Annotated in this window: 9 protein-coding genes; 3 read left to right on the top strand and 6 right to left on the bottom strand. The window is 71.0% G+C overall.

The window, feature by feature from the left end; all coding sequences use genetic code 11:
- Nucleotides 1-13: 13 nt before the first annotated feature.
- The 5 genes from AQJ91_RS39415 to AQJ91_RS39395 all read right to left on the bottom strand — a co-directional run bounded on the left by AQJ91_RS39415 (nt 14) and on the right by AQJ91_RS39395 (nt 4,199).
- Complete coding sequence (locus tag AQJ91_RS39415) at nt 14-835, bottom strand: 3-hydroxybutyryl-CoA dehydrogenase (RefSeq protein ID WP_234383317.1); 822 nt, start codon at nt 833-835, stop codon at nt 14-16.
- 129 nt (nt 836-964) lie between these two features.
- A complete protein-coding gene (locus AQJ91_RS39410) occupies nt 965-2,497 on the bottom strand; it encodes a class I adenylate-forming enzyme family protein (RefSeq protein WP_079085557.1) in 1,533 nt (510 codons plus the stop codon).
- Between the two features lie 95 nt (nt 2,498-2,592).
- Nucleotides 2,593-3,282: an MFS transporter gene (locus AQJ91_RS56635; RefSeq protein WP_067031959.1), complete on the bottom strand. Its 690-nt coding sequence runs from the start codon at nt 3,280-3,282 to the stop codon at nt 2,593-2,595.
- Nucleotides 3,283-3,448: 166 nt separating this feature from the next.
- Nucleotides 3,449-3,649: a sugar ABC transporter permease gene (locus AQJ91_RS39400; RefSeq protein WP_067031956.1), complete on the bottom strand. Its 201-nt coding sequence runs from the start codon at nt 3,647-3,649 to the stop codon at nt 3,449-3,451.
- A 43-nt stretch (nt 3,650-3,692) separates the two neighbouring features.
- Complete coding sequence (locus tag AQJ91_RS39395; RefSeq protein WP_067031954.1) at nt 3,693-4,199, bottom strand: MarR family winged helix-turn-helix transcriptional regulator; 507 nt, start codon at nt 4,197-4,199, stop codon at nt 3,693-3,695.
- 448 nt (nt 4,200-4,647) lie between these two features.
- On the opposite strand from AQJ91_RS39395, the gene AQJ91_RS39390 reads away from it, so the two are divergent.
- Complete coding sequence (locus AQJ91_RS39390; RefSeq protein ID WP_067031951.1) at nt 4,648-5,925, top strand: MFS transporter; 1,278 nt, start codon at nt 4,648-4,650, stop codon at nt 5,923-5,925.
- Nucleotides 5,926-6,094: 169 nt separating this feature from the next.
- Here the strand turns inward: AQJ91_RS39390 and AQJ91_RS39385 are convergent, their stop codons facing one another.
- Nucleotides 6,095-7,060 (bottom strand): LysR family transcriptional regulator, encoded by a 966-nt coding sequence (locus AQJ91_RS39385; RefSeq protein WP_234383314.1) that lies wholly within the window; start codon nt 7,058-7,060, stop codon nt 6,095-6,097.
- 121 nt (nt 7,061-7,181) lie between these two features.
- On the opposite strand from AQJ91_RS39385, the gene AQJ91_RS39380 reads away from it, so the two are divergent.
- Together AQJ91_RS39380 and AQJ91_RS39375 are read left to right on the top strand one after the other, a co-directional pair.
- Nucleotides 7,182-8,162: a fumarylacetoacetate hydrolase family protein gene (locus AQJ91_RS39380; protein WP_067031945.1), complete on the top strand. Its 981-nt coding sequence runs from the start codon at nt 7,182-7,184 to the stop codon at nt 8,160-8,162.
- On the top strand, nt 8,159-9,130 hold the full coding sequence (locus AQJ91_RS39375) for a cyclase family protein (RefSeq protein WP_067031942.1): 972 nt from the start codon (nt 8,159-8,161) through the stop codon (nt 9,128-9,130). The genes AQJ91_RS39380 and AQJ91_RS39375 overlap by 4 nt, the downstream gene beginning before the upstream one ends.
- Nucleotides 9,131-9,220: the final 90 nt, after the last annotated feature.

The following is a 9,220-nucleotide window of genomic DNA, read 5'->3' as shown; positions in this document are numbered from 1 at the left end:
TCAGGCTTTCCTTTCAGCCGGAGTAGTCGTGGAAGCCGCGGCCCGTCTTCCGGCCGAGAAGACCGGCGTCCACCATGCGCAGCAGGAGGGGCGGCGCGGCATGCAGCGGCTCCTTGTACTCGACGTACATGGAGTCCGCGATCGCCGTGAGGGTGTCCAGGCCGATCAGGTCGGCCAGATGCAAGGGGCCCATGGGGTGGGCGCAGCCGAGCACCATGCCGTTGTCGATGTCGTCGGCGGAGGCGAGACCCGACTCCAGCATGCGGATCGCGGACAACAGGTAGGGCACCAGGAGAGAGTTGACGACGAATCCGGCCCGGTCCTTGGCATGGATGACCTGCTTGCCCAAGGCCCCGCTGACGAACTCCCCTGCCCGGTCACGCGTTTGTTCACTGGTCAGCAGGGACGGGACCAGCTCGACGAGGTCCAGTACCGGCACCGGGTTGAAGAAGTGCACGCCGATCACCTGCTGTGCGCGCCCCGTCGCCGTGCCGAGTTTCATGATGGGAATGGAAGAGGTGTTGGAGGCGAGGATCGCGTCCGGTCGGACGAGCACCTTGTCGAGTGCCGCGAAGATCTCGGTCTTCACCTGTTCGTCCTCGGCCACCGCTTCGATCACGATGTCGCGGTCGGCGAGGTCGGCCAGGTCGGTGGTGAAGCCGATCCGGCGGAGGGACGTAGCGCTGTCAGCCGGGGCGAGTCTGCCGCCGCGTACCGCGCGTGTCAGGGATTTGGCGATTCTTTCACGGCCCGCCTCGACCGCCTCGGGGCCGGTCTCGCTGACGAGGACGTCGAGGCCCGCGCGAGCACAGACCTCGGCTATGCCGCTGCCCATGAGTCCCGCTCCGACGACGCCCACGCGGCGGATGGGCGCGGAGGCCGTGCCGTTCGGGGCGGCGTCGGAGGGGGTGCCTGACGGCTGTGTGGACATGAGTACCTCTCCATGTGTCGGGTCCGGCCGGGCTCAGCCCCGCAGCAGGCTCCGCTGCAACTTGCCGGTGGCGGTGCGCGGCAGACGGTCCCGGACTTCGAGCCGACGGGGGATCTTGTGTCGGGTGAGGGAGGCGGACAGGAACGTCTGGATGTCCTCCAGGGAGCAGTCCGCGCCCTCGGCGGGTACGACGATGGCGGTGACGACCTCTCCCCAGACGGGATCGGGCGTTCCGACGACCGCCGCTTCGTCCACGCAGGGACACGCTGCCAGCGCTTCCTCCACCTCCGTGGGATCCACGTTCTCCCCGCCGGTGATGATCGTGTCCTTGATCCTGCCGACCACCACCAGGCGGCCCTCGGAGTCCATGTAGCCCCGGTCGCCCCCGTGGAACCAGCCGCCGGCGTCGCGGGCCGCCGCCGAGTCCTCCGGCAGGCCCAGGTATCCGGCAGCCACGCTGGGGCTCCGGACGACGATCTCCCCCGTCGTGCCGTGCGCCAGGGGGCGGTTGTCGGGGCCGACGATCCGGACTTCGGCCAGCGGGGCGGCCAGTCCGGCCTCGCCGGAGCAGCCCGGGCCGTCGCGCGGGTCGCGGTAGGTGACGCCGGCGGCGGTCTCGGTCAGGCCGTAGGAGCTGACCACCGGGATGCCGCGGCGGTGGAACACCTCGGCGACCAGCGCCGGTGCCGCCGCTCCCCCGCTGAGGATCCAGCGCAGCGAGGACAGGTCCGCCGCGGCGAAGCCGGGGTGCCGTGCGATCAGGGCGAGCATCGCCGGTACCGCGAAGGTCACGCTCACCCGGTGCCGTCGTACGGTCGCCAGGAAGCCGTCGACGGAGAAGACGGGCTCCAGGACGACGGTTCCGCCCTTGGCCCAGGTGTAGGAGCCCACGCCGCTCAGTACCGCGATGTGGAAGACGGGTGTGGTGATGAGTGTGACGTCGTCCCGGGCCAGGTCCAGGCCCAGGAGGCCGTTGACGCAGCTCCAGAACACGTTGCCGTGGGTGAGGAGCACGCCCTTCGGGCGGCCGGAGGTGCCGGAGGTGTAGGCGATGAGGGCGAGGTCGTCCTCTGTCACGGGTGCCGGGGCGTCGTCGCCGACAGGTTCGTCCGGTGTCCGGATCAGTGGTGCGTATCCGTCGGGTGGCTCCTCGTCCAGGCACAGACGGGTGACGTCCGGCGGTACGGTGCCGCCGTCGACGAGTTTTGCGGCGCAGGCGGCGTCCGCGATCAGGACGTCCGCCCCCGAGTCCGCCAGCAGGTAGGCGATCTCGGGAGGCGTGGCCGCCCCGTTGACCGGGACGAACACGCCTCCGATGCGGGACGTGGCGTACATCAGGACGAAGACCTCCGGGCGTGAGGCGCCCGCGTAGGCGACGACGCTGCCCGGACCGGCACCGTGCCGGCGCAACTGCCGCGCGGAGGCCACGATCCAGTCCCGCACCTGCCCGTAGGTCCATGCGCGGTCACCGAATACGAGCGCCGTGCGGTGGGGGTGCAACTGGGCGCGGCGTTCCAGCAGATGGCCCAGGCGGAACATGGGGCGTGGTCGGGTTGGGCCGGTCATGGCGGCGGTCCTTTCAGGCGTGGCGGCCGGTGGCGCCGGGTCTGCTTCGGGGGTCGGGTTCGTCGGTGCGGATGACCGTGGCGTCGTGCGGTCTGTCAGGCATCGGCCGGCTCCGCGGTGACAGGAGCGTCCGGCCGGTCCCCCCTGATCAGGACGACGGTGACCACCGCCGCCGCGATCGCGCACAGCCCGACGATCAGGTAACCGAGCGAGTAGGCGTTGCCCAGGGCCTCGAAGGCGGTGTCCTTGAGCGGGTTGAACGGCGCGGTCGAACCGTCGGGCAGGGCGATGGTCTCGGGGACGGCGTTCGCGCCGAGCGGGCCGGAGTTGACGGCCCCGATGGCGCCCTCCACGGCCTCCCGCTGCCCTTCCGGGGCGGTCGCCGCCGAGGCGTTGAAGGTGTCCAGGGCGTGTCCCAGAGCCGGGTCCGACGCGACCTTGTCGCTGATCTCGTGCGCCGCCCGGCTGAGGGCGATCGCACCCACGACGGCCGGGCCGAGGGTGAACCCGAAGTCACGCAGCAGGCTGCGGCGGCGAGGGGACCGGCCGCACTGCCCGATCATGACGCCCGTGGCGCGCGTTGCGTTGTGCGGGCCTGCAGCGGTGGTGGCGACGACGAAGCCGACGGACCAGAACGCTCCGGTGGCCAGGGCCGTGGCGACCCGGGCCGCGAGGACGACCGTGATGGACGTACTGAGGACCGCGACCAGACGTCCGAGGCAGAACACGGACAGGGCCAGGATCAGCGTCCGGCGCTGCGGCAGCCGCAGGGTCGCCGGGGCCATGGTCGGCGAACGACGATGAGCGCGAGCGAGGGCACGGTGGCCAGGAGGCTGTTGCTGATGTAGTTCCGCGTCAGGGGCCGGGCATACGCCCGCCCTCGGACGGAGCCCGCCCCGGGACGGGCGAGGAGTTCCCGCGGCGTGCCGTCATGGTGTCGGTCATGGAGGTTCAGCCCTTGGTCAGGTCGCGGCGCGAGAAGCGGAAGATGATGAGGGTGACGCCGAGGCAGACGACGGTGAGCAGCGAGGCGATGGTGCTGCCGTAGCCGTAGTCGCCGTAGGAGAACGCGGTGCGGAACATGTAGAGGGTCAGGGGCGTCGTGTCACTTCCCGGCCCGCCGTTGGTCAGGGCGAGGACCGAGTCGAACACCCTGAGCGTGCCGTTGATGTCGTGCCACCGAGATCAGACCGCCCTACCTCCGACGCCAGGGCAGTACCTCCTGATCGTCTTGTGCGGCGTCCACGCGTTGCAATGCGGCGTTGACAGCCTCACCGATCTCCGCGAACTGGCGCACCTGTTCGCGGGTCAGCGCGTCGAAGACGGCGCGGCGTACGGCCTCGACGTGGCCGGGGGCCGCCCGCTCCAGAAGCCGGCTCCCCTGTGCGGTGAGCACGGCAAGCTGGTCGCGCCGGTTCGCGGGGTCGTCGCAGCGGTCCACGTAACCGGCCTGCTGAAGGCGGGTCACGGCATGAGTGAGTCGACTGCGGGTGATCTTCAGGCGCTGGGCGAGTTCGGACATCGTCAGGGTCCGGTCGGGGACGGAGGAGAGGTGGGCGAGCAGGGTGTAGTCGGCATGCGTCAGCCCCGCGTCCCGTCGTAGCTGGCGGTTCAGGTGGTCGGACAGGTGAGTGGAGAACTCGACGTAGGCGAGCCAGGCTCGTCGTTCCTCGGTGTCCAGCCAGCGTGGCGTCATGGGCATGGTGACACTTTAGGCAACCCTGTTTGAACTTTCAAACTGCACTGTCTGGTCACCGCCGGCCAGTTCGAGGGCGCCGACCCCGCCGCACGGGCCACCCTCGGCCGCGCACCCGGAGCCTTCCGACCGCTCCGGAAGCCTCACAGCTCGCCGCCCCGAAGCAGAGAGCGGGTCCGCCGCGACCGCGACGGCGTACCCGCTCTGGCGTCACGCCCAATGCGTGCCGCCGAGCACGCCGGGCGAATCCCATCCATGGCATGGATGAGCCGGATCCGGGATTCGGATCGCGAGGAGGATGGCGGCGCGGCCACGAACAGCTCATAGTCGTCCCTACCCGCACGCCGCTGTCCGGACCAGCCGCCGACGTGCGGCCGTCCTCAGCATGCCGTGTGCCGTCGGCGCCGTGAAAGGCATGCCCGCTCTCTTACTTGCAACGCCCACTGGAGTCGCCATGCCCGGTTCCGTTCCCCCGCCGCCTCCGGCCGCGGTCGATGACGCCGCTCCATCCCCCGTCGCCGTCTCGGGCCCTGCCCATCGACTGCGCCTGACCCTGCTGATGGCGGGCAGCTGCCTGCCGATCCTGGGGGCGGTGCTGATCGCCCCGGTGCTGCCGAAGATGCAGGAGTACTTCGAGTCGGTCCCGGGGGCCGAGGCGCTGGTTCCGCTCGCGCTGACCGTTCCGGCTCTGTCACTGGCATTGTTGGCCCCGTTCGCCGGGGTGATCGTGGACCGGCTGGGCCGCAAGCGCCTGCTGGTCGTGGCGACACTCCTGTATGCCGTGTTCGGCACGGCCCCGCTCTGGCTGGACTCGCTGGGCGGCATCATCGTCAGCCGCGCCCTGGTCGGCGTCACCGAGGCCGCGATCATGACCTGCTGCACCACGCTGATCGGCGACTACTACTCCGGTCACCAGCGGGTGAAGTACCTCGCCCTGCAGACCATGTGCGCCTCCGCGTCGGCCACCGTCTTCTTCGTGGTCGGCGGCGCCGCCGGCGCGGCGGGCTGGCGCATGCCCTTCTGGGTCTACGCCGTGAGCCTGGTGCTCGTCCCGCTGATGGCCATCGCTCTGCCCAACCCGGCAGCCCGCACGGTCGGCGCGGTCGACGCCGAGGCTCCGGCCGGGGCGGAGGCCCGCCGTCCGTTCCCCTGGCGGCCGTTGGCGGGCATCTGTGCCCTTACCTTCTTCGGGGCGATGGTCTTCTACACGGTCCCGGTGGAGATGGCATACCTGCTGGACGACCTCGGGGTGAGCAACCCCGGCGCGATCGGCCTGGCCACCGCGGCCGCGAGCGCCGCCACCGTGGGCGGAGCGGTCACCTTCGCCCGGCTGAGGCGCTCCCCCGAACCGATGCTGCCCGCCGTCTTCGCGGTCTGCGCAGCCGGCTTCGGCGTCATGTTCCTGGCGGACAACGCCCCGCTGCTGATCGTCGGAGCAGTGGTCAACTGCCTGGGCACGGGCATGCTGCTGCCCGCCCTCCTCACCAGCGCCATGTCCCGTCTGGCGTTCAAGGACCGCGGCCGGGGCACGGGGCTGTGGACGGCGGCCTTCTTCGGCGGCGAGTTCGTCTGCCCGCTGGTGCTGCTCGCCCTGGATTCGGCGGTCGGCAGCCTCTCGGGCGCGGTGGGCGTCCTGGGGCTGGTGACCGCGGTCGTCGCGGCGGGGCTGCGGGCGATGCGGGGCCGTGCGGGCACCGCGGATCCCCGGCCGCTGCCGGAGCAGTTGGCCTGAGGCCGTGGAAGCCGACGGGCCGGGGAGTACCGACGGCGCTGCCCCGGCCCCGTCACGCGTGTCGGCCTCGCCGTTGTACCGGACGACGGCGAGGCCACACGTGCCGAACGCCGAACACGCCCTGCCGTGGGGCAGGTCCCGCCGGTTACCGCCTCCCGCCGGGCCGGGATCAGAGCCTCTCCGCTGCCGGCCTCTCGCCCCGTACGGCGGGTATGGCCTCGTCCGTGCCGTGGCCTGTCAGCGTCGCGCCGACCTCCTCGGCCTTCTGTCGCAGCCAGATGTGGGCCGCGTCCTGGGCGTGCACCGGGTGCCACCACATTGCCTCCTGCACCGGTACGGCCTCGAAGGGGCAGGGCAGGACGCGCACGGCGGCGGAGCGGACCGCTCTGCGGGCCAGGCGTTCCTGGATCATCGCGACCCTGCGGGTGCCCTCGACCATGTGGGGCAGCAGCTGGAAGGTCTGCACGGAGACCTCCACCCGGGGGCTGATGCCGAGCATGCTGAGCTGGCGGGCGGCCGGGGCGTCGTAGGGGCGCTGGTAGACGGCCCAAGGCAGACGGGCCAACTGGTCGAGGGTAAGTACGTCGCCCACCTCGGGGTGGTCGTCTGCGACCAGGCACAGCCATCGGTCCTGGTGGAGGTCGACGGCGGGGAAGCCGTCGATGACACCGTGCGGCATCAGGAGTCCGTCGACGGTGCTCAGCGCGGTGGCGGTGTTCTCCACGACGGACGGTGCCGGGTGCTGGAAGGTGAGCCGGATTCCGGGCGCCTCCCCGTGCAGCAGGCGGGCGAGTGCGGCGCCGAACACGGCCGCCCCGTAGTCGGAGGCGAGCAGGGTGAACTCTCGGGTCTCCGCGGCTGGGTCGAAGTCGGCCTGGCTGGAGAAGACCCGCTCCAGCAGGTCGCAGGCGGTGGCGCTGCGGTCGCGCAGGGCGGTGCCGAGCGGGGTCAGCTCGTAGGCGTTGCCGGTCCGGGCGAGCAATTCGTCGTCGAAATGGCGGCGCAGCCGGGACAGCGCCGCGCTCATGGCGGGCTGGCTGAGGCCGATGCGCTCGCCGGCCCTGGTGACATTGCGCTCTTCCAGCAGCGCGCGCAGGGCGAGGACCAGATTGAGGTCGAGTCGGGACAGGTTCACCGGGCAACCACCTAGCAAGCAAGAATCATCCATGTCATGGATTCGGCGCATCCACAGGATTGATTTCCGTGATTGGCCGATCGAGGCCACAGTAGACCGCAACCCAGCAGGAGGAAATCTGATGGCAACGCTCGCGCAACCTGCCGGCCCGTTCGCGCTCGGCACGTTCTCCGCTCAGGACGGGAAGCCCTTCCCCGGCCTCTTGGCCAAGGACCGCGTACTCGACCTGCGCAGAGCCCTGGACTGGGCACCGTCCGGTGTGCGTGCCGTGGTGGAGCGGTGGGAGGAGGCCCTCCCCCTCCTGCATGCCCTGGCGGACGACGACGCTCTCGACTGGCGGCGACTGGAGGGCCTGCGGGTGCACGCCCCCATCGAGCCGCGGCAGATCTTCCAGTCCGGCGCCAACTACCGGCAGCACGTGATCGACCTGGAGGTCGCCCACCGTTCCCCCGACGACCCTCGCACCGTGGAGGAGGCACGCGCCGAGATCGCCGCCGTCATGGACCGCCGGGCCGCCGAGGACCTGCCCTACGTGTTCATCGGCCTGCCCAGCGCCATCACGGGCCCGTACGACGAGGTCACGCTGCCCGCATGGGCCGAAAAGCCGGACTGGGAGCTGGAGTTGGCGGCCGTCATCGCCAAGCCGGCCCACCGGGTGTCCGTCGAGGATGCCCTGGAGTACGTCGCCGGGTACACCATCGCCAACGACCTCACCGACCGCGCCACCGTCTTCCGCCGGGACATGAAGGCCATCGGCACCGACTGGCTGCGCTGCAAGAACGCCCCCGGGTTCACTCCGCTCGGACCGTGGCTCGTCCCGGCCGAGTCGGTCGCCGACCCCGGTGACCTGCGGGTCACCCTCAAGCTGAACGGCGAGATCATGCAGGACGAGTCCACCAAGGACATGCTCTTCGGCGTGGCACGTCTGGTGTCCTACATCTCCCGGACCGCCCAGCTCCTGCCCGGCGACCTCGTGTTGACCGGCAGCCCGGCCGGCAACGGCATCCACTGGGGACGGCTGCTGCGCGACGGCGACGTCATGGAGGGATCCATCACCGGACTGGGCGCACAGCGCACCCGCTGTGTCCAGGAGGCGCCATGAGCCTGGACCGCCACGACCCGGAGGGCGCGATCGCCGAGGCCGCCAAGGCGTACTCCAACTGGGGGCGCTGGGGTGAGGACGACGTGCTCGGCACGCTGAACTTCCTCGACGAGGCCAAGCGGCGCGAAGGCGCGGCGCTCGTGCGCCGCGGCGTGAGCTTCTCGCTGTCGCAGCGGTTCGACATGAACGGCCCGCAGAAGGGCTGGCGCCGGCGGACCAACCCCGTGCACACCATGCTCGACACCGGCACCGACGCGGCCCTTGGCAACCAGGGCTTCCCGCACGGCATCGGCGGGGCCGACGACGTGATCGCGATGCCGTTGCAGTGCTCCACCCAGTGGGACGGCCTCGGGCACATCTTCGACCACGGCAACGCCTGGAACGGACGGGCCGCCGAGAAGGTCGTCACCTCCGACGGCGACCTGGTCACCGGCATCGAGCACATGGCCCCGTACGTGGCCGGGCGCGGGGTGCTGCTGGACGTCGCCCGGGTCATAGGTGACAACGACGGCGAACCGGAACTGCCGGACGGTTTCGCAATCACCGCGGAGCACCTGACCGCGACCGCCAAGGCCCACGGCGTGAGCGTAGGCCGCGGCGACATCGTCCTCGTCCGCACCGGACACCTGGCCCGCGCCCGGCGCGAGGGCTGGGGCGACTACGCGGGCGGCCCCGCGCCCGGCCTGTCGTTCACCACCGCCGGCTGGCTGCACGGCAGCGAGATCGCCGCGATCGCCACCGACACCTGGGGCTTCGAGGTACGGCCCAACGAGTTCGAGAACGCCTTCCAGCCGCTGCACCAGGTCGTCATCCCCAACATGGGCCTGCTCATCGGCGAGATGTGGGACCTCGACACCCTCGCCGCGGACTGCGCCGAAGACGGCGTGTACGAGTTCTGGCTGACCGCCGCGCCCTTGCCCATCACCGGAGCCGTCGGCTCCCCGGTCAACCCCATCGCCGTCAAATAGCCCACACAGCTGCCGGATGCGCCCTTCCCGGACAGCAGCGGCCCATCCGGCCCCCACCCGCTGCGCCGGGTGACCCGTCACACCCCCTGG

The sequence above is a fragment of the Streptomyces dysideae genome (assembly GCF_001514305.1).
GTDB lineage: Bacteria > Actinomycetota > Actinomycetes > Streptomycetales > Streptomycetaceae > Streptomyces > Streptomyces dysideae.
The sequence above is the reverse complement of the archived record's forward strand: the minus strand, read 5'-3'. Positions and strand labels throughout refer to the sequence as shown.